34 protein-coding genes are annotated in these 19,475 nt (G+C 41.5%); all 34 read right to left on the reverse strand.

Going from position 1 to position 19,475, the window contains the following annotated elements:
• Positions 1–4 precede the first annotated feature (4 nt).
• Complete coding sequence (gene rpsD / locus AB1A65_RS15340) at positions 5–610, reverse strand: 30S ribosomal protein S4 (protein ID WP_366590819.1); 606 nt, start codon at positions 608–610, stop codon at positions 5–7.
• Positions 611–716: 106 nt separating this feature from the next.
• Positions 717–1,109 (reverse strand): 30S ribosomal protein S11, encoded by a 393-nt coding sequence (gene rpsK, locus AB1A65_RS15345; protein WP_366590821.1) that lies wholly within the window; start codon positions 1,107–1,109, stop codon positions 717–719.
• A gap of 101 nt (positions 1,110–1,210) precedes the next feature.
• A complete protein-coding gene (gene rpsM / locus AB1A65_RS15350; protein WP_366590822.1) occupies positions 1,211–1,585 on the reverse strand; it encodes a 30S ribosomal protein S13 in 375 nt (124 codons plus the stop codon).
• A 2-nt stretch (positions 1,586–1,587) separates the two neighbouring features.
• On the reverse strand, positions 1,588–1,704 hold the full coding sequence (gene ykgO, locus AB1A65_RS15355) for a type B 50S ribosomal protein L36 (protein WP_010519235.1): 117 nt from the start codon (positions 1,702–1,704) through the stop codon (positions 1,588–1,590).
• 4 nt (positions 1,705–1,708) lie between these two features.
• Complete coding sequence (infA, locus tag AB1A65_RS15360; protein WP_014031991.1) at positions 1,709–1,924, reverse strand: translation initiation factor IF-1; 216 nt, start codon at positions 1,922–1,924, stop codon at positions 1,709–1,711.
• A gap of 3 nt (positions 1,925–1,927) precedes the next feature.
• Positions 1,928–3,271 carry a preprotein translocase subunit SecY gene (gene secY / locus AB1A65_RS15365; protein WP_366590824.1) on the reverse strand — a complete coding sequence of 448 codons (1,344 nt, stop codon included), beginning with the start codon at positions 3,269–3,271 and terminating at the stop codon, positions 1,928–1,930.
• A gap of 15 nt (positions 3,272–3,286) precedes the next feature.
• Positions 3,287–3,739 (reverse strand): 50S ribosomal protein L15, encoded by a 453-nt coding sequence (gene rplO, locus AB1A65_RS15370; RefSeq protein WP_366590825.1) that lies wholly within the window; start codon positions 3,737–3,739, stop codon positions 3,287–3,289.
• 12 nt (positions 3,740–3,751) lie between these two features.
• Positions 3,752–3,931 (reverse strand): 50S ribosomal protein L30, encoded by a 180-nt coding sequence (rpmD, locus tag AB1A65_RS15375; RefSeq protein WP_067029297.1) that lies wholly within the window; start codon positions 3,929–3,931, stop codon positions 3,752–3,754.
• Between the two features lie 12 nt (positions 3,932–3,943).
• Complete coding sequence (gene rpsE / locus AB1A65_RS15380; RefSeq protein ID WP_036379820.1) at positions 3,944–4,468, reverse strand: 30S ribosomal protein S5; 525 nt, start codon at positions 4,466–4,468, stop codon at positions 3,944–3,946.
• A gap of 7 nt (positions 4,469–4,475) precedes the next feature.
• Complete coding sequence (gene rplR / locus AB1A65_RS15385; protein ID WP_366590826.1) at positions 4,476–4,829, reverse strand: 50S ribosomal protein L18; 354 nt, start codon at positions 4,827–4,829, stop codon at positions 4,476–4,478.
• A gap of 11 nt (positions 4,830–4,840) precedes the next feature.
• Entirely contained in the window at positions 4,841–5,383 is a 543-nt protein-coding gene (gene rplF, locus AB1A65_RS15390; RefSeq protein ID WP_366590827.1) for a 50S ribosomal protein L6, read from the reverse strand.
• A gap of 19 nt (positions 5,384–5,402) precedes the next feature.
• Entirely contained in the window at positions 5,403–5,801 is a 399-nt protein-coding gene (gene rpsH, locus AB1A65_RS15395; RefSeq protein ID WP_366590828.1) for a 30S ribosomal protein S8, read from the reverse strand.
• Between the two features lie 18 nt (positions 5,802–5,819).
• On the reverse strand, positions 5,820–6,089 hold the full coding sequence (gene rpsN / locus AB1A65_RS15400; protein WP_036379829.1) for a 30S ribosomal protein S14: 270 nt from the start codon (positions 6,087–6,089) through the stop codon (positions 5,820–5,822).
• A 1-nt stretch (position 6,090) separates the two neighbouring features.
• Complete coding sequence (gene rplE, locus AB1A65_RS15405; protein WP_366590829.1) at positions 6,091–6,642, reverse strand: 50S ribosomal protein L5; 552 nt, start codon at positions 6,640–6,642, stop codon at positions 6,091–6,093.
• A gap of 2 nt (positions 6,643–6,644) precedes the next feature.
• Entirely contained in the window at positions 6,645–6,956 is a 312-nt protein-coding gene (gene rplX / locus AB1A65_RS15410; RefSeq protein ID WP_366590830.1) for a 50S ribosomal protein L24, read from the reverse strand.
• Between the two features lie 16 nt (positions 6,957–6,972).
• Positions 6,973–7,341 carry a 50S ribosomal protein L14 gene (rplN, locus tag AB1A65_RS15415; protein WP_036379836.1) on the reverse strand — a complete coding sequence of 123 codons (369 nt, stop codon included), beginning with the start codon at positions 7,339–7,341 and terminating at the stop codon, positions 6,973–6,975.
• A 2-nt stretch (positions 7,342–7,343) separates the two neighbouring features.
• Positions 7,344–7,601 (reverse strand): 30S ribosomal protein S17, encoded by a 258-nt coding sequence (gene rpsQ / locus AB1A65_RS15420; RefSeq protein ID WP_014032003.1) that lies wholly within the window; start codon positions 7,599–7,601, stop codon positions 7,344–7,346.
• 13 nt (positions 7,602–7,614) lie between these two features.
• Positions 7,615–7,806 (reverse strand): 50S ribosomal protein L29, encoded by a 192-nt coding sequence (rpmC, locus tag AB1A65_RS15425; RefSeq protein WP_014032004.1) that lies wholly within the window; start codon positions 7,804–7,806, stop codon positions 7,615–7,617.
• 19 nt (positions 7,807–7,825) lie between these two features.
• The gene (rplP, locus tag AB1A65_RS15430; protein ID WP_275650722.1) at positions 7,826–8,245 is read right to left on the reverse strand and encodes a 50S ribosomal protein L16; all 420 of its coding nucleotides are present in this window, start codon (positions 8,243–8,245) and stop codon (positions 7,826–7,828) included.
• Positions 8,246–8,264: 19 nt separating this feature from the next.
• Positions 8,265–8,984 carry a 30S ribosomal protein S3 gene (gene rpsC / locus AB1A65_RS15435; protein ID WP_366590831.1) on the reverse strand — a complete coding sequence of 240 codons (720 nt, stop codon included), beginning with the start codon at positions 8,982–8,984 and terminating at the stop codon, positions 8,265–8,267.
• Between the two features lie 10 nt (positions 8,985–8,994).
• On the reverse strand, positions 8,995–9,402 hold the full coding sequence (gene rplV, locus AB1A65_RS15440; RefSeq protein ID WP_207096766.1) for a 50S ribosomal protein L22: 408 nt from the start codon (positions 9,400–9,402) through the stop codon (positions 8,995–8,997).
• A 7-nt stretch (positions 9,403–9,409) separates the two neighbouring features.
• Complete coding sequence (gene rpsS, locus AB1A65_RS15445; protein ID WP_036379848.1) at positions 9,410–9,688, reverse strand: 30S ribosomal protein S19; 279 nt, start codon at positions 9,686–9,688, stop codon at positions 9,410–9,412.
• Positions 9,689–9,700: 12 nt separating this feature from the next.
• Complete coding sequence (gene rplB, locus AB1A65_RS15450; RefSeq protein WP_366590832.1) at positions 9,701–10,525, reverse strand: 50S ribosomal protein L2; 825 nt, start codon at positions 10,523–10,525, stop codon at positions 9,701–9,703.
• A gap of 9 nt (positions 10,526–10,534) precedes the next feature.
• Positions 10,535–10,825 (reverse strand): 50S ribosomal protein L23, encoded by a 291-nt coding sequence (gene rplW, locus AB1A65_RS15455; RefSeq protein ID WP_366590833.1) that lies wholly within the window; start codon positions 10,823–10,825, stop codon positions 10,535–10,537.
• Between the two features lie 7 nt (positions 10,826–10,832).
• Positions 10,833–11,462 (reverse strand): 50S ribosomal protein L4, encoded by a 630-nt coding sequence (gene rplD, locus AB1A65_RS15460; protein WP_366590834.1) that lies wholly within the window; start codon positions 11,460–11,462, stop codon positions 10,833–10,835.
• Complete coding sequence (gene rplC, locus AB1A65_RS15465; protein WP_366590835.1) at positions 11,462–12,085, reverse strand: 50S ribosomal protein L3; 624 nt, start codon at positions 12,083–12,085, stop codon at positions 11,462–11,464. Before rplC ends, rplD begins: the two co-directional genes overlap by 1 nt.
• Positions 12,086–12,385: 300 nt before the next feature.
• Positions 12,386–12,691 (reverse strand): 30S ribosomal protein S10, encoded by a 306-nt coding sequence (gene rpsJ / locus AB1A65_RS15470; protein ID WP_007094989.1) that lies wholly within the window; start codon positions 12,689–12,691, stop codon positions 12,386–12,388.
• 11 nt (positions 12,692–12,702) lie between these two features.
• Positions 12,703–14,829, reverse strand: a complete 2,127-nt coding sequence (gene fusA, locus AB1A65_RS15475) for an elongation factor G (RefSeq protein WP_366590836.1) — start codon at positions 14,827–14,829, stop codon at positions 12,703–12,705.
• An 8-nt stretch (positions 14,830–14,837) separates the two neighbouring features.
• Positions 14,838–15,314 carry a 30S ribosomal protein S7 gene (rpsG, locus tag AB1A65_RS15480; RefSeq protein ID WP_036379861.1) on the reverse strand — a complete coding sequence of 159 codons (477 nt, stop codon included), beginning with the start codon at positions 15,312–15,314 and terminating at the stop codon, positions 14,838–14,840.
• Between the two features lie 19 nt (positions 15,315–15,333).
• The gene (gene rpsL, locus AB1A65_RS15485; RefSeq protein WP_013305196.1) at positions 15,334–15,708 is read right to left on the reverse strand and encodes a 30S ribosomal protein S12; all 375 of its coding nucleotides are present in this window, start codon (positions 15,706–15,708) and stop codon (positions 15,334–15,336) included.
• A 232-nt stretch (positions 15,709–15,940) separates the two neighbouring features.
• On the reverse strand, positions 15,941–16,762 hold the full coding sequence (locus tag AB1A65_RS15490; RefSeq protein ID WP_366590837.1) for a hypothetical protein: 822 nt from the start codon (positions 16,760–16,762) through the stop codon (positions 15,941–15,943).
• 150 nt (positions 16,763–16,912) lie between these two features.
• Positions 16,913–17,683 (reverse strand): hypothetical protein, encoded by a 771-nt coding sequence (locus AB1A65_RS15495; RefSeq protein ID WP_366590838.1) that lies wholly within the window; start codon positions 17,681–17,683, stop codon positions 16,913–16,915.
• Between the two features lie 36 nt (positions 17,684–17,719).
• The gene (locus tag AB1A65_RS15500; protein WP_366590839.1) at positions 17,720–18,523 is read right to left on the reverse strand and encodes a hypothetical protein; all 804 of its coding nucleotides are present in this window, start codon (positions 18,521–18,523) and stop codon (positions 17,720–17,722) included.
• Positions 18,524–18,555: 32 nt separating this feature from the next.
• Positions 18,556–19,371 (reverse strand): hypothetical protein, encoded by an 816-nt coding sequence (locus AB1A65_RS15505; RefSeq protein WP_366590840.1) that lies wholly within the window; start codon positions 19,369–19,371, stop codon positions 18,556–18,558.
• Positions 19,372–19,475 lie beyond the last annotated feature (104 nt).

Below are 19,475 nucleotides of genomic sequence, written 5' to 3' on the forward strand. Positions count from 1 at the left end.
AATTTTATTTAGAGTACAATTCGACGATCAACTGTTCCTTGATGTTTTCAGGGATTTGAATTCTTTCTGGAACAGATACATAGGTACCTTCTTTCTTTTCGGAATTCCAAGTGATCCATTCGTATACGCTGCTGTTGGCAGACAAAGAATCCTCAATGGATTGTACAGATTTTGATTTTTCGCGCACACCTACAACATCACCGGCCTTAAGGCTGTACGATGGAATGTTCACCACATTGCCGTTTACGGTAATGTGACGGTGCGATACCAATTGACGTGCTCCTCTACGTGAAGGGGAGATGCCCATTCTGTAGACCACATTGTCTAAACGGGATTCACACAATTGAAGAAGAATCTCACCGGTTACTCCTTCTTTTCTTTTGGCCTCGGCGAACAAGTTTCTAAACTGACGCTCCAAAATACCGTAGGTATATTTGGCCTTTTGCTTTTCCATCAACTGGATAGCGTATTCTGATTTTTTGCCACGGCGTCTGTTGTTACCGTGCTGTCCTGGAGGGTAATTTTTCTTTTCAAAAGACTTGTCGTCTCCGAAAATCGCTTCTCCAAATTTTCTAGCGATCTTTGTTTTTGGTCCTGTGTATCTTGCCATCTTCTATTAATTTGAAAGTGCGATTATGAATTAAGGCTTATCCTTCGATAATCTAAACTGCACCTTCGGGTGAAGACCCTTTTGGGGCCATTAAAACTATACTTGATTAAACTCTTCTTCTTTTGGGTGGTCTACAACCGTTATGTGGAAGTGGGGTAACATCGATAATCTCTGTAACCTCAATACCAGCATTGTGAATGGAACGGATGGCTGATTCTCTACCGTTACCAGGTCCTTTCACGTAAACCTTTACTTTTCTCAATCCTGCTTCGTGGGCAACTTTTGCGCAATCCTCAGCGGCTATTTGGGCAGCGTAAGGAGTGTTCTTTTTAGAACCACGGAATCCCATTTTTCCTGCGGAGGACCAAGAGATTACATCGCCTTTTTTGTTGGTAAGGGATATAATGATGTTGTTGAAAGATGCAACAACGTGCGCCTCGCCGGTAGACTCAACGATTACCTTGCGTTTTTTTGTTGTTTTGGTACTTGCCTTTGCCATATTTCTTAGTTTCTAGTGTTAGCTCTTAGTTATTGGAATCCTAGACTTTTACATTTCAAACAGATTCTTCTAACGTCTAAAGACTAATGACTATGTTTTTATTATTTCGTTGCTTTTTTCTTGTTGGCAACTGTTTTTCTTTTTCCTTTTCTGGTCCTAGAGTTGTTCTTGGTACGTTGACCTCTCAATGGCAATCCGGCTCTGTGGCGAATTCCACGGTAGCAACCAATATCCATCAAACGTTTGATGTTCAATTGGGTCTCCGAGCGAAGCTCTCCTTCTATGGTATATTCGGAAACGGCTTCCCTGATACGTCCGATTTCATCATCGTTCCAATCAGAAACCTTGGTATCCTCACTTACATCGGCCTTGGCCAAAATTTCTTGCGCTCTACTTTTACCTATTCCGAAGATATAGGTAAGCGAAATAACACCACGCTTTTGTTTAGGTATGTCTACCCCTGCAATTCTTGCCATAATTACCCTTGTCTTTGTTTAAATCTAGGATTCTTTTTGTTGATAACGTACAATCTGCCCTTTCTGCGAACAATCTTGCAGTCGGCACTTCTCTTCTTTATTGATGCTCTTACTTTCATCTAACTAGTATCTATACGTAATTCTTGCTTTTGTTAAATCGTATGGACTCATCTCCAACTTTACTTTATCTCCGGGAAGCAACTTAATGTAGTGCATTCTCATTTTCCCAGATATATGCGCCGTAACAACGTGTCCATTTTCCAATTCTACTCTAAACATTGCATTGGACAATGCTTCAATAATAGTCCCGTCTTGTTCTATTGCTGGTTGCTTTGCCATGTATTATGCTACTTTTCTGTTTTTTCCGGTCTTCATTAGGCCATCATAATGCCTGTTCAACAAATAGGAGTTTACCTGTTGTACCGTATCTATTGCCACACCTACCATAATCAACAGAGAGGTTCCTCCATAAAACAAGGCCCAACCTGCCTGTACATCCATCAACTTTACCACAACTGCTGGCAAAACGGCCAACAACGCTAAGAATACCGATCCAGGTAATGTTATAAGCGACATTATTTTATCTAAATAATCCCCAGTCTCCTTTCCAGGACGAATACCGGGAATAAAACCTCCACTTCTTTTCAAGTCATCGGCCATTTTATTTGTAGGCACAGTAATCGCTGTATAGAAATAAGTGAAAATGATAATCAGAATGGCAAACAAAATGTTGTAGGCCAGTCCAAAAATATCAGCAAACTGCACTTCCATCCATTGTCCTACCGCTGTATCGTTAAAAGTTCTTCCCAACAAACTTGGGGCAAACATAATCGCCTGCGCAAAGATGATAGGCATAACTCCAGAAGCATTCAATTTTAATGGAATGTACTGGCGTGCACCCATAATGTTCTTTTCATATCCACCAGAGGCGGTTCTTCTTGCATACTGTACTGGAATCTGACGTACTGCCATCACCAAAAGTACACTGGCCAAAATCACCAAGAACCAAATGATAACCTCAATCAACATGAACATAATACCTCCGGTATTGTTAGTGGTCCTTGAAACAAATTCCTGAACAAAGGATTGCGGCATAGTGGCAATAATCCCAATCATAATCAAAAGGGAAATACCGTTTCCGATACCTTTGTCTGTTATTTTTTCACCCAACCACATGGCAAACACACATCCTGTTACCAAAATGATAACTGACGGTACGATGAAATCCAATCCCTTACCCAAAACAAATGCACTATCTGGAACACCAAGTGCACCTAAACCGTACAAATATGCAGGAGCTTGAACGATACAGATTCCAATAGTCAACCATCGCGTAATTTGGTTAATGGTCTTTCTGCCACTTTCTCCTTCTTTTTGTAGTTTCTGAAGATACGGAATGGCTATTCCCATCAACTGAACCACAATGGAGGCGGAGATATAGGGCATAATTCCCAATGCAAATACAGATGCATTGGCAAAAGCGCCTCCTGTGAAAGCATTAAGAATTCCCAAAATACCCGAATCAGTACTTGAAGCCAACTGGGACAATTGGGTAGTATCTATACCTGGAAGTACAATACGGGTACCAAAACGATATACCAACAACAACCCAAGGGTTAGGATGATACGCTGTCTCAGCTCATCGATTTTCCAGATATTTGATATGGTCTCTATAAATTTCTTCATGCTATAAAATATTCCTTATAAACTTATTGCTTCACCTCCAGCTTTCTCGATAGCAGCTTTTGCGGAAGCACTAAATTTATGCACAGATACCTTTAGACCGGCTTTTAACTCGCCATCGCCTAAAATCTTTACCAAATCGTTTTTATTGGCCAAACCGTTTTCAACAAGGATGTCAAAAGTAACTTCTTTCTTGATAACACCGTTGTCTACCAACTCTTGTAATTTACCCAAGTTGATACCTTTGTATTCCTTTCTGTTGATGTTAGTGAAACCAAACTTGGGAACACGTCTTTGCAAAGGCATTTGACCTCCTTCAAAACCAATCTTTTTGGAATATCCAGATCTAGACTTGGCTCCTTTATGTCCACGGGTGGCAGTGCCTCCTTTTCCAGAGCCTTCTCCTCTACCTACACGTTTTCCTTCTTTGTGCACAGCGCCTTTCGCTGGTTTAAGATTATGTAAATCCATGTGCCTTATATTTTAAGCTTCCTCTGTGGAAACCAAGTGTTTTACCTTATTTACCATTCCAAGGATATTGGGAGTTGCATCGTGCTCAACAACCTGCCCGATCTTACGCAATCCTAAAGCTTCCAAAGTTCTTTTTTGGTTCTGCGGCTTTTTGATGGCGCTCTTTACCTGTGTAACTTTTATCTTTGACATATTATCCTCTTTTTATCCTTTAAAGACTTTTTCCAAAGAAATACCTCTCTGCTGAGCTACAGTTTCCGCACTTCTCAATTGCAAAAGAGCATCAAAAGTTGCTTTTACTACGTTGTGGGGATTGGAAGAACCTTGGGACTTGGACAATACATCCTGTACACCCACAGCTTCCAATACCGCTCTAACAGCACCACCGGCAATTACCCCGGTACCGTGAGATGCTGGCTTAATGTAAACCCTGGCACCTCCATACTTTCCCTTTTGCTCATGGGGAAGTGTTGCTTTGGTCAATGGAATGCGGACCAAGTTCTTTTTGGCATCCTCAATAGCTTTTGCGATTGCAGTGGCTACTTCTTTGGATTTTCCCAAACCATGTCCAACAACTCCGTTCTCATCACCAACAACAACTATTGCTGAAAAACCAAAGGCTCTACCACCTTTTGTTACCTTGGTAACCCTTTGCACTCCAACCAAACGGTCTTTCAACTCCAGTCCCCCTGGCTTAACTATCTCTACGTTTTTGTATTTCTGGTACATAGTCTTATTAGAATTTTAGTCCTGCTTCCCTAGCTCCTTCAGCCAATGATTTTACTCTTCCGTGATAAAGGTTTCCACCTCTGTCAAAAGCCACGGCTTCCACACCAAGCTTAAGGGCCTTTTCTGCTATGGCCTTGCCCACTGCAGTTGCAACTTCGGATTTGGTTCCCTTGGCATCCACACCCTTATCGCGGGATGAGGCAGCGGCCAAGGTAACACCCTTAACGTCGTCAATCAACTGGGCATAAATTTCTTTATTGCTTCTGAACACAGCCAATCTTGGTCTTGCTTCAGTTCCGGAGGCTACTTTGCGTATTCTTCTTCGGATGCGTAATTTTCGTTCAGTCTTAGATAATCCCATAGTCTTAATTATTAAGCTGATTTACCTGCTTTTCTTCTTAATTGCTCACCAACAAACTTGATACCTTTTCCTTTGTAAGGCTCTGGCTTACGGAAACCTCTGATCTTGGCAGCTACTTGACCTACCAATTGTTTGTCGTGAGATGTTAATTTTACAATAGGGTTTTTCCCTTTCTCTGAGATGGTCTCAATTTTCACCTCCGGTGCAATATCCATAATGATATTATGAGAAAATCCTAGGGCCAAATCCAACTTCTGTCCTTGGTTGCTGGCTCTGTATCCAACTCCAACCAACTCCAATTCCTTGGTCCAACCTTGTGATACACCTTTTACCATATTGGCAAAAAGCGCACGGTACAAACCGTGTTTTGATTTATGTTCTTTGGAGTCTGAGGCTCTTTCTACCAAAACCTTACCTTCTTCAACCTTTACATCAACTCCTGAGAAATCTTGGGTAAGTTCTCCCAATTTACCTTTTACGGTAACCAAGGCATCTTTGACCTCTACGGTTACCCCCTCTGGAATTGCGACTGGACTGTTACCTATTCTTGACATTTTTCTTCTCTTTTCTCAATTAATATACGTAGCACAATACTTCACCACCTACATTCTCTTGCTGGGCTTGCTTGCTGGTCATCACTCCGTGCGAAGTGGACACAATGGCAATACCCAAACCGTTCAAGACTCTTGGTAAGTCACCTGAACCGGAATACTTACGAAGACCAGGCTTACTTACCCGCTCTAGCCTTTTAATAATGGGCTCCTTGGTAGCTTTATCGTACTTAAGGGCTATTTTAATGTTCCCTTGAACTTTATCGTCCTCGAACTTATAACTCAAAATATAGCCTTGATCGAACAATATTTTGGTAATCTGTCTCTTAAGGTTTGAACCAGGGATATCCACTACCCTATGGCCTGCCTTGCTGGCATTCCTGATTCTGGTCAAATAATCTGAAATTGGATCTGTAAGCATTTTTTTTCTATATCTAAATTACCAACTTGCCTTTTTAACTCCTGGAATCAAGCCTTTGTTAGCCATTTCCCTAAACATCACCCTAGAGATACCGAAGGTTCTCATATACCCTCTTGGTCTTCCGGTCAATTTGCAACGGTTGCGCATACGCACGGGAGATGCATTCTTAGGCAGCTTTTGTAAGGCCTCATAATCTCCGGCCTCTTTTAAAGCTTTTCTCTTTTCGGCGTATTTCTCAACCATTTTTGCCCTTTTTCTTTCACGGGCTTTCATTGATTCCTTGGCCATACTAGTTCTTTTTAAAGGGTACTCCCAATTCGGTTAACAATGATTTTGCTTCTTTATCAGTTTCAGCGGAAGTCACAAATGTGATATCCATTCCGTTGATCCTGTTGATTCTATCTATATTGATTTCTGGAAAGATGATCTGCTCTTGAACTCCTAAGTTGTAGTTTCCTCTACCGTCAAATCCGGTAGCTCTTACCCCTTGGAAATCACGTACCCTTGGAAGGGCAGTTGTGATCAAACGATCCAAAAATTCGTACATGCGCTCACCTCTCAAGGTCACTTTGGCCCCAATAGGCATTCCTTTTCTCAATTTGAAGGTTGCAACGTCCTTCTTGGAAAGAGTGGCCACTGCTTTTTGACCTGTAATATTGGTCAACTCGTCCACGGCATGATCAATAAGTTTCTTATCAGATACTGCAGCTCCAACTCCACGGCTCACAACAATCTTCTGCAACTTTGGAACCTGCATTACGTTTTTATAACCGAACTCATCGGTAAGCGCCTTGATCACGCGCTCTTTATATTCTTGCTTTAATCTTGGAATGTAGCTCATGACTAAATTACTTCATTGGATTTTTTGGAAACCCTGACTTTCTTTCCATCGCGAACTTCGTAACCAACACGTGTTGCGTCTCCAGATTTTGGATCGATCAACGATAGGTTAGAAATATGGATAGGAGCTTCCTTCTTTGTTATGCCTCCTTGAGGGTTCTGAGCACTTGGCTTTTCGTGTTTGGACACCTCATTGATGCCTTCCACAATAGCCTTGTTCTTTTCACAGTCTACACGAAGTACTTTTCCTTCGCTGCCTTTGTGGTCTCCCGCAATGACTCTTACCGTATCCCCTGTTTTTATTTTCAACTTCATCTCTCTGATATTTCTATTACAGCACTTCAGGTGCCAATGAAACAATCTTCATGAACTGTCTGTCCCTAAGCTCTCTTGCAACCGGTCCAAAGACACGGGTTCCCCTCATTTCGCCGGTTGGGTTCAACAATACACAGGCATTATCGTCAAAACGGATGTAAGAACCATCTGGTCTTCTTACTTCCTTCTTGGTACGAACAACAACTGCTGTTGACACAGAACCCTTTTTTACAGTACCGTTTGGAGTAGCTTCTTTAACGGTAACCACAATTTTGTCACCCAATGAAGCGTATCTTCTTTTTGTTCCTCCCAAAACGCGGATGGTCAAAACCTCTTTTGCACCAGTATTGTCCGCAACCTTTAATCTTGATTCTTGCTGTACCATAATTATTTAGCTCTTTCAAGGATTTCAACCAACCTCCAGCATTTTGTTTTGCTCAAGGGACGGGTTTCCATTATTTTGACGGTATCACCTTCGTTGCAATCGTTCTTTTCGTCATGGGCAACATATTTCTTGGTCTTCAAAACGAATTTCCCGTACATGGGGTGCTTTACTCGTTTTACCTCAGAAACCACAATTGATTTCTCCATTTTGTTGCTGGTAACAACGCCTATTCTTTCTTTTCTTAAATTTCTGTTTTCCATAAGGCAGAACCAATTATTGTAATTCCCTTTTAGTTAATTCTGTTGCAAGTCTTGCCACCGTCCTTCTCGTCTTTCTAATCTGTAAAGGATTTTCCAAAGGAGTAACAGCATGTGCCATTTTAAGGTCTGCATGTTGTTTTTTGAACTCAGCCAAACGCTCCTTTAGCTCTTCAATTGAAAGTTCTTTTATTTCTGATTGTCTCATCTTTCTTCTCAATTAAAAATTAAGCGGAATAATCCCTTGCTACGACAAACTTGGTCTTTACCGGTAATTTTTGAGCCGCTAGTCTCAAAGCTTCCTTGGCAACATCCATGGGAACCCCGGCAATCTCGAACATGATTCTTCCTGGTTTTACAACGGCCACCCAGTATTCTGGAGCACCCTTACCCTTACCCATACGAACCTCAAGAGGTTTTTTAGTGATGGGCTTGTCCGGAAAAATCTTGATCCACAATTGACCCTGTCTCTTCATGTATCTTGTCGCAGCGATACGCGCAGCCTCTATTTGACGGGAAGTAATGAAGTGTGAATCCATGGACTTTATACCAAACATTCCATTGGAAAGCTGGTGTCCTCTTTGTGAGATTCCTTTCATACGCCCCTTCTGGGCTTTACGAAATTTCGTTCTTTTTGGCTGTAACATCTTACCTTACTTTATCTTATTACTTTCTACGGCGTGGTTTTTTACCACCATCTTGTTTACCGCCTTTTCCTCCTTGACTCTTACTCAATCCTACCAATGGGGAAAGTTCTCTTTTTCCATAAACCTCACCCTTCATGATCCACACCTTAATGCCCAATCTACCGTAGGTAGTGTGAGCTTCGTGCAAGGCATAATCCACATCGGCACGGAAAGTGGACAATGGAATTCTTCCTTCTTTGTAGGACTCGGAACGTGCCATTTCAGCGCCGTTCAAACGTCCGGAAATCTGAATCTTGATACCTTCGGCATTCATACGCATTGCAGCTGCAATGGCCATTTTTATGGCTCTACGGTATGAAATCCTGCTCTCAATCTGTCTTGCAACACTCGCAGCTACCAAATTGGCATCAAATTCAGGTCTCTTGATCTCATGAATATTGATCTGAACTTCCTTGTTGGTAATTTTCTTAAGCTCTTCCTTAAGTTTATCAACCTCTTGACCTCCTTTACCAATAATGATACCTGGACGAGCCGTGGTAATGGTAATGGTGATCAATTTCAAGGTGCGTTCTATAATCACTCGCGATACACTGGCCTTGGCCAAACGTGCATGCACGTACTTTCTTATTTTATCATCCTCAGCCAGCTTATCGCCGTAATCGTTTCCTCCGTACCAGTTGGATTCCCATCCTCTGATAATTCCCAAGCGATTTCCTATTGGATTGGTCTTTTGTCCCATATTCTATTTTCTAGCTTTGAACGTTGTTATTGGCTTCCAAGATCATGGTAACATGATTGGAACGCTTTCTGATTCTGTGAGCCCTTCCTTGGGGAGCTGGTCTCAAACGCTTCAACATGGTTCCTCCGTCTACACGGATTTCCTTGATGTAAAGATCAGCTTCTTCAATATTGGCCTCCTCATTCTTGGCTTCCCAATTGGCGATAGCGGATAGCAAAAGCTTTTCCAACTTTCTTGAGGCTTCTTTTTGGTTGAACTTCAAAATAGCCAAAGCCATTTCTACTTGTTTTCCTCGAACCAAATCAGCTACCAAACGCATCTTTCTTGGAGACGTTGGGCAATTGTTAAGCTTTGCAATAGCAAGTTGCTTTTTCTCTTCCTTTAACCTTTCGGCCATTTGTCTTTTACGAACTCCCATAGCTTACTTACTTTTTACCTTTGTTTTTAGCCCCTGCATGACCTCTAAAAGATCGTGTAGGTGAAAATTCTCCAAGTTTGTGACCTACCATGTTCTCAGTTACATACACAGGAACAAATTGTCTCCCGTTGTGCACTGCGATGGTCTGTCCCACAAAATCCGGGGTTATCATAGAGGCCCTAGACCAAGTTTTGATAACCGTTTTCTTTCCTGATTCTATATTGGCTTGGACTTTTTTCTCCAAACTAAAATGAACGTATGGTCCTTTTTTTAACGAACGTGCCATTTACTTTTTCTTTTATTTCTTTCTACGTTCTATGATATATCTATTGGTGTCCTTGGTCTTGGAGCGGGTTCTGAATCCTTTGGCAGGAATACCGTTTCTAGATCTTGGATGACCTCCGGAAGCCCTTCCTTCACCACCACCCATTGGGTGATCTACAGGGTTCATGGCTACTGGTCTTGTTCTTGGTCTTCTACCCAACCATCTGCTTCTACCTGCTTTACCAGATACCAACAATTGGTGATCTGAGTTGGAAACCGCTCCAATCGTAGCCAAACATGTGGCCAAAATCATACGGGTTTCTCCAGAAGGAAGCTTAATGGTAACGAACTTACCGTCCTTGGCCATTAATTGGGCGAAAGTACCGGCACTACGTGCCATAATTGCTCCCTGACCAGGTCTCAATTCTATACAAGAGATAATGGTACCCAATGGAATTTCACTCAATGGAAGTGCATTTCCAATCTCAGGAGCAGAACCTGTTCCTGATTGGATAGCCTGACCTACTTGCATCCCATTTTGGGCAACTACATATCTTTTTTCTCCGTCGGTGTATTCCACCAAAGCGATAAATGCAGTTCTATTGGGATCATACTGAATGGATTGCACAGTGGCTTCCACACCTTGTTTGTCCCTCTTGAAATCGATGATTCGATATCTTCTTTTATGACCCCCACCTCTATGGCGCATGGTCATTTTTCCTTGACTGTTCCTACCTCCTGACTTTTTTAACGGAGCAAGCAAGCTTTTCTCCGGCTTATCAGTAGTAATCGCGTCAAATCCGTTTACTACTCTAAAACGCTGCCCAGGGGTTATCGGTTTTAATTTTCTAACTGACATTTCTCGTCTTTATAGATTACTGTAAAAATCAATAATATCACCTTCAGCCACATCAACAATTGCTTTCTTCATGGCATTTGTCTTACCGTGCTGGATTCCGGTTTTTGTATAACGACTCTTACGGGATGGACCATAATTCATGGTTCTTACCTTCTCAACAGAAACACCATAAGTGGCTTCAACAGCGTCTTTGATCTCTAATTTGTTGGCCTTTGGGTCAACATAGAAACCATAACGATTGAAAAGCTCGCTATCAGCGGTCATCTTTTCCGTAATTATCGGTCTTATCAACACACTCATGATATTCTTATTTCTTTAGATTCGATTCAATTCCTTCCAAAGCGCTTTCGGTCAATACTAAACTGTTAGCGTTAACTATTTTGTAAGTATTTAATTGTGAGCCAGTTACGACTTCGGAGCGTTCCAAATTACGCGACGACAAATATACGTTATTATTTGTATCACCCAACACAATAAGGGACTTTTTGTTTTCAAGGCCCAAAGAGGTCAAGAAAGCAACAAAATCTTTGGTCTTTGGCGCTTCAAAATTGAAGTCCTCCACAACCACCAATGCCTTATCTTTGGATTTAAGGCTCAAGGCCGATTTACGGGCCAATCGCTTTACGTTCTTGTTTAATTTTTGGGTATAATCCTTTGGCCTTGGACCGAAGATTCTACCACCACCTCTAAACACAGGGGACTTGATGCTTCCCGCTCTTGCGGTACCAGTTCCCTTCTGTTTTTTAATTTTTCGGGTACTTCCTGCAATCTCAGCTCTTTCCTTTGCCTTGTGCGTACCTTGTCTTTGATGGGCCAAATATTGCTTAACATCCAAATAGATGGCATGCTCATTGGGCTCTATGGCAAAAACATCGTCAGAAAGGTCTACCTTTCTTCCGGTTTCTTTTCCTTTGATATCTAAAACTGCTACCTTCATTATTGCCACCTTTGAATAGTTACATATGAATTTTTGTGACCAGGCACACAACCTTTTACAACCAAAAGGTTTTTCTCTGGAACCACTTTCAATACTCTTAAGTTTTGCACGGTCACTCTTTCACCACCCATTCTACCGGCCATTTTCATTCCTTTGAAAACTCGGGCAGGGTATGAAGCAGCACCAATGGAACCGGGGGCTCTCAATCGGTTATGCTGACCGTGGGTTGCTTGACCAACTCCACCAAAACCATGACGTTTTACAACCCCCTGGAAACCTTTTCCTTTGGATGTTCCAACAACGTCAACAAACTCACCTTCCATGAAAATGTCAACACCTACGGTGTCTCCCAACTTGTATTCACCCTCAAATCCTTGGAACTCAACGACTTTTTTCTTTGGAGAAGCACCTGCTTTTTTAAAGTGACCCGTTTCGGCCTTGTTTGCACGTTTTTCTGCCTTGTCATCGAAACCAAGTTGAAGGCCTTTGTACCCGTCAACCTCTTCGGTTCTGACTTGGGTAACCACACATGGTCCAGCTTCAAGAACGGTACATGGAACATTTTTTCCATTCTCGTCAAAGATGCTGGTCATGCCGATTTTTTTTCCTATTAACCCAGACATATTTATTTACAATTAAAATTAAATTCCATTTTACTTAAGGAAATCCTTTTGGACACCCCTAAAGTCCCCTCAAGGGGACAATCTAAACTTTCAATATTCCAGCCAATTTCTTGGCAAAAAAATTGGGTCAAGAAAAGACTCTGCTCTGACCCAGATTTTTTTCTTTCACCGTTTTTCCTGAACCATCGTTCAGGACATGTTTATGTTGAACTTGTTTGAGTATCTTTTTTTTAAGACACTTCGACTTCGCTCAGTGTTTGTTCGGCTAAGACTTTCTGTAATCAGAAAGTCAAGGCCTCATCAAACCTTAATCTCCACCTCAACACCACTGGGAAGCTCAAGCTTCATAAGGGCATCGATGGTTTTTGATGAAGAGCTGTAAATATCCAACAATCTCTTGTAAGAACTCAATTGGAACTGCTCTCTAGATTTCTTGTTCACGTGAGGTGAACGCAAAACCGTAAATATCTTTTTGTGCGTTGGCAACGGAATGGGTCCAGTTACCACAGCACCGGTTGTTTTTACTGTTTTCACGATCTTTTCAGCAGATTTGTCCACCAAATTGTGATCGTAAGATTTCAATTTTATTCTAATTTTTTGACTCATCTTGCTGAAAATTAAGCGGTTACTCCTTTAGCTGCTTTAATCACCTCTTCCGCAATATTGGAAGGAGTTTCGGCATAGTGTGAAAATTCCATTGTAGATGTAGCTCGACCAGAAGACAAAGTCCTCAATGCGGTTACATACCCAAACATTTCGGATAGGGGAACAATAGCTTTTACCACTTTTGCCCCTGCTCTATCATCCATGCTGTTTACTTGACCTCTTCTTCGGTTCAAGTCACCAACAATATCACCCATGTTTTCTTCTGGTGTAAGAACCTCTAATTTCATGATAGGCTCCATCAACACTGCTCTTGCTGCTTTGGCTGCTGACTTGTAACCAAGCTTGGCGGCCAATTCGAAAGAAAGTGAATCAGAATCCACAGGGTGGAAAGATCCATCCTTAAGGGTTACTTTCATACTATCCATCTCAAATCCTGCCAAAGGACCATTTTTCATAGCCTCTTTGAATCCTTTTTCAACAGATGGAATATATTCTTTAGGAATGTTACCTCCTTTGATCTCATTTACAAACTCAAGACCTTCTTTACCTTCTTCCGAAGGCTCCATAGTAAATACAATATCGGCAAATTTACCTCGACCACCGGTTTGTTTCTTGTACGTTTCTCTGTGGTTTGCAGTTGCAGTAAGCGCCTCTTTGTACTCAACCTGAGGTTGACCTTGGTTTACTTCCACCTTGAATTCACGTCTCAAACGGTCAACAATGATATCCAAGTGAAGCTCACCCATACCAGAGATAATGGTTTGACCTGAAGCTTCATCGGTTTTTACCTGGAAAGTTGGATCTTCTTCAGCCAATTTGGCCAAAGCCATACCCAATTTATCGACATCGGCCTTAGTTTTAGGCTCAACTGCGATACCGATAACGGGATCAGGGAATTGCATACTTTCCAAAACAATTGGATGCTTTTCATCAGAAAGCGTGTCACCCGTCTTGATATCCTTAAACCCAACCGCTGCACCAATATCACCAGCCTCGATAAAATCGATGGCATTTTGTTTATTGGAGTGCATTTGGTAAATACGGGAAATACGCTCTTTGTTTCCAGATCGGTTGTTCAGGATATAAGACCCTGCGTCCAAACGACCGGAATAAGCTCTAAAGAAAGCCAAACGACCTACGAAAGGATCGGTGGCAATCTTAAAGGCAAGCGCAGAAAACGGTTGTTTTGGATCCGGCTTCCTTCTTTCTTCTTTTTCAGTATCTGGATTGATACCAATAATATCATCCTTATCCAAAGGAGAAGGCAAGTAACGACAAACCGCATCCAAAAGGAATTGAACCCCTTTGTTTTTGAAGGATGAACCACAGATCATAGGAATGATTGCCCTATCCATAACTGCGGCACGCAAAGCAGCGTGTACTTCATCCTCGGTGATGGAATCTTCATCTTCGAAGAATTTTTCCATCAAGTTTTCATCATATTCAGCAACAGCTTCAATCAAGGCTGCTCTGTATTCTTTTACCTCGTCTTGCATTTCTGCAGGAATGTCCACAACATCAAAGGTAGAACCGAAGTTATCCTCATGCCATACAACGGCCCTGTTCTTGGCCAAGTCAACAATTCCTTTAAAATCAGCTTCGTCACCGATCGGCAATACAATTGGCACAGCATTGGAACCCAACATTTCACGAACCTGCTTGCACACATTCAAGAAGTTGGAACCTTGACGGTCCATTTTGTTCACGAATCCGATACGTGGCACTTTGTAATTATCGGCCAATCTCCAGTTGGTTTCGGATTGTGGCTCAACACCATCAACGGCACTGAACAAGAATACCAATCCATCCAACACACGCAGGGAACGGTTTACCTCAACGGTAAAGTCCACGTGTCCGGGAGTGTCGATAATATTAAAGTGGTAATCTTTTGTATCAGGCAAAGGCTGTGCATTCTCCATAGGGAATTTCCATGTACAGGTGGTAGCTGCAGAGGTAATGGTAATACCACGCTCCTGCTCTTGCTCCATCCAGTCCATGGTAGCGGCACCATCGTGCACCTCACCAATTTTGTGACTCACACCGGTATAAAAAAGAATACGCTCTGTAGTAGTTGTTTTACCAGCATCAATGTGAGCTGCAATACCTATATTCCTTGTATATTTTAAATCTCTTCCCATTGTAATGATTAGAATCTAAAGTGTGAGAATGCTTTATTGGCCTCAGCCATTTTGTGTGTATCTACTCTTTTTTTCACTGCGGCACCTTCTTCTTTGGCAGCGGCCAAAATCTCAGAAGCCAATTTTTGCGCCATGGATTTTTCATTACGCTTTCTTGCGTAAAGAATCAACCATTTCATGGCAGTAGATATCTTTCTATCTGGACGAATCTGCATTGGAATCTGAAATGTTGCACCACCCACTCTTCTACTTCTTACCTCAACGTGTGGCATTACATTGGAAAGAGCATCTTTCCACAGTTCCAATCCTGTTTTCTCTTCGTCGGTATTTTTTTCGTCAACAATATCAATTGCATCGTAGAAAATCTTGAATGCAACTGATTTTTTACCATCCCACATCATCATGTTCACAAAACGTGTAACAAGCTGATCGTTAAATCTTGGGTCTGGCAATAGCGGTCTTTTCTTTGCCTGCTTTTTTCTCATCGCTTCTTCTTAAAGTTGATTACTTTTTAGGACGCTTTGCACCATATTTAGATCGACGCTGCGTTCTTCCTGCCACACCGGCAGTATCCAACGCCCCACGAACGATATGATATCGCACACCAGGCAAATCCTTTACTCTTCCACCTCTAACCAATACTATCGAGTGCTCTTGGAGGTTGTGTCCTTCACCAGGGATGTAGGCGTTCACCTCTTTACCGTTGGTCAACCTTACCCTTGCAACTTTACGCATTGCAGAGTTTGGTTTTTTAGGCGTAGTGGTGTAAACCCGCGTACAAACCCCTCTTCTTTGAGGACACGAATCCAAAGCAGCCGATTTACTCTTCTTGGTAATTGTGGCCCTTCCTTTTCGTACTAATTGTGAAATTGTTGGCATTAAAATTTCTATTAAAAACTAAATAACCCTCATTTTGAGGGCTGCAAATGTAGTGATATTTCGTTAGTAATCAAATCCCGATATGATTAATTTTAAAGAATTTTCATTGTTCAGTTAATTTTATATCCTTTCATGAATTAATCAAGGCTTAAAAAATAGCATAAATACATTCACACAACAACAAAAAAGCACCCATTGGGCGCTTTGTACATAACTATAGTTTCTTCTTTTTTCAGTTACTGGCCACTTCTATTGTATTGCCCATAACATCTGCTTTTCTAAATACGGATACTAAATCTTGCGCATCCTTAAAACCAATGCCTTTTTCCTTAATGTACTTTGCCAGTTCTTTCTTTGAAGAGCCCTCGAAAAAGTCCAATACTTTTTTCTTGTTCAATTTAGCATAAACCGGTGCATCATTGGCTACTGCCACGTAGTACTCCGTTTTGTCTGAAAATCGGGGTGGAAAATCGGTGCCATGGGAGGTCTTTGCGTATCTTCCCTCGCGATAGGTTTTACGCAACCTTTCGTAAACGGTATAGGTATCCCCCGCATAAATGGAAACCACGTAACCATCTACCATCTTACCATTATCATCCATGAACGACATATATTTATATTCTCGGCCATCCACCACACATGAAACATCTTTGTCCCTTATAAGTGACTCTTTTGTGAGACTATGCTTGTTGCGCTTCACCTCCAAGTCATCATTGAACGCATCGTAGCGTACATAAAACTCAGCCACTTCCTCCCCTTTGTCATAGATGGCGGCCTTTTTAAATTCTTTTACATAATAGGCACTTCCCTGCACTTTGGCATACCCGTCTGTTTTGGTGAAGGTGACATCCCCAAACTTATTCCTCAAGTCAGAGAAAAAGTTCATGACGGAAGGGTTGTTGCCCAAAGAGGCCTGAGTGGTACAACAGAGACCCAGTGCATCCCTTCCTGCCTTATCGCCGCCTATGGCAAATGCAGGATTCATCAATTGGTATTGACCAAAAACCGACACCCCCAGCAGGAGCAAAAAACAAGAAATCAGTTGCTTTTTCATTTGTTTAGTTTTAAGTGTATTAACAGAACTACGTCCGCCCAGCGCGAAACGTTTACTCCTTTGTCACCATCCTACGGTGCAATTGAAGCTCCCTCCTATAAATTACAATAAAAATCCTAAGTACGTTCAAAATTTGACATGAACTCAATCTTATTGCAACGAATTGCCATATGCGAATAGGTTCAATAAATCTTGGTGGTCACCCACATTGGAGCGCTTATGCTTCATATAGTTTTTTATCGGTTTTTGGTCATCCTCAGAAAACACAGAAAGCACATCAGATTTGCGCGTCTTCATAAAAACAGGTGTCTCGTTATTTCGAGAAACATAATATTCTGTTTTATCCAAGAAGCGGTGCGGAAAAGAGTTGTCCAACGAGGTCTTAGCGGGTTTTCCTTCTTTGAACACTTTTATGTGTTTTACAAGAAGAGTATAGTCCTCCCCGGTCACCACCGGCGTCAGATATCCTGTTTGGGAATTCCCATCCTCATCGATAAACGTAGCGTAGTAATACTCATTTCCGTTTATAGAGCAGGAATATATGGGATGTTTCACCATGGCCCGCACCACATCGGAGTCCAAGCTTTCTTTGAGTTCCACTTCATCATTATAGGCATCGTAGCGCATATACAGTTTTTTGAAGGCTTCACCTTCATCGTAAAGTGTTCCTAAAGTGAAATTTTCATTGAGATATATGGTCCCATCAATATCATCCAAGGTAAGATTGACTTCTTCTCCCATTCGGCCGAACTTAATCCGCATGTCGTTATATAGGTTTTCCATCGAGGGATTGTTGCCCCAAGCTTGCTCTATGTTATAATTCCCAGCAACAACGCCCCACGGCTGAACTGTCTTTGTCTGTCCAAAACAGCTCAGGACAATCAAAAACAAAAAGGTGCTGGTAGAAAACAAATTCTTCATTTTCAACTGTTTTAAATTTCTCTTTCTAAAAGACATCTATAATACTGTGTTGGCATAAGCAAAAAGATTCTGAAGGTCATCCTTATCATTTAGATTGGGGCGCTTATCCTTCATATAGTTTTTTATAATCTTTTGATCTTCCTCAGGAAACATAGAAAGTATGCTTGACTTTCGGGTCTTTACAAAAACAGGCACACCACCTGATTTGGAAACGTAAAATTCGGTCTTATCCAAAAAACGGTGCGGGAAGGAATTGTCCAACGAAGTCTTCGCGGGTTTCCCTTCTTTAAACACTTTGATTTGCTTCATGAAAAGGGCATAATTCTCACCCGCCGTAAGCGGCATTAAATATCCTCTTTTTGATTCGCCATCTTCATTTTTATACCCTATGAACTGGTAGACTTCCCCATTCATTGAGCAAGAGTACTTTGGATGTTGGACCATGGCACGAACAACATCATCATCTTTTGCCTCCTTAAGTTCCACTTCATCATTATATGCATCATACCGCATATATAATTTTTTAAATGCTTCACCATCTTCATACAAGGTACCAAGAGTAAAGCTTTCATTTGGGTAGATGCTTCCGTCAATATCGTTCAAGGTAAGGTTGACTTCTTCTCCCAAACGACCAAACTTGGTTCGCATATCGTTATAAAGATCCATCATCGCCGGGTTATTCCCCAAACCCCCACCTTCACCGTTTTTCAAAAGAGCAAGTCTATCAGCCGTAAAAACACCCCCCTCTCCCTGAACATGGATGTTCCCTTGGGCACTCACTGACACAATGGCCCCTAGAGCGATAAGCACTCCTAAGACCTTTTTCTTTTTCGTTATCATCTGTTAGCTTTTATTTGAATTAAAATTACATTTTATAAGGTATTGGCGTAGGCAAAAAGGTTCATTAAATCCCTACTATCACCAAAGTCAAGGCGCTTGCTCTTCACGTATTTCTTCATTTCACTGTATTCGTCATTCGAAAACAAAGAAAGTACATCCGATTTTTTGGTTTTCAAATATTTAGGAGCTCCCCCATTTGTGGATACATAATACTCGGTCTTGTCCAAAAATCGGTGTGGAAAAGAGTTGTCCAGCGAAGTTTTTGCGGGCTTACCTTCTTTGAACACTTTGATTTGCTTTTCATACAGAATGTAATCACCCCCATAGCTCAATGGTTGCAAATATCCGCTTTGCATTGCACCATCTTCTCCCACATAATTGATGTAGACGTACTTATCATCATCAATGGAACATGAATACTTTGGATGTTTTACCATGGCATGCACCACATCATCCTCTATGGATTCTTTCAACTCCACTTCATCATTATATGCATCATACCTGAGATACAAACGCTTAAATATCTTGCCATCCTCAAACAGGGCACCAAGCATAAAGTCCTCGTTGAGATATATGGTACCATCAATATCCTCCAATGTAAGATTCACTTCTTCACCCATACGACCAAACTTCATCCGCATATCGTTATAAAGATCCATCATAGCAGGATTGTTGCCAATACCTCCCAATTCTCCTCGGTCACTTTTCAGCAGTGCCAATCTTTCAGGAGTAAACACCCCTCCTTCTCCTTGAACATGAATATTTCCCTGAGCATTGATTCGAGATATTATCAGCGTCATAACTGATACCAGTACAATTGGAAGGTGTTTTTTTATAAAACTTTTCATAACGCAGTATGCTTTTGTTCCACTAAATCAAGAAATTATCCTAAATATATAAAAATAAAGGTGTTAAACGCAAAATCCAGATCACTAACGACCCCTTTCATTTT

The sequence above is a fragment of the Allomuricauda sp. ANG21 genome (assembly GCF_040705235.1).
In the GTDB taxonomy this organism is placed as follows: Bacteria; Bacteroidota; Bacteroidia; order Flavobacteriales; family Flavobacteriaceae; genus Flagellimonas; species Flagellimonas marina.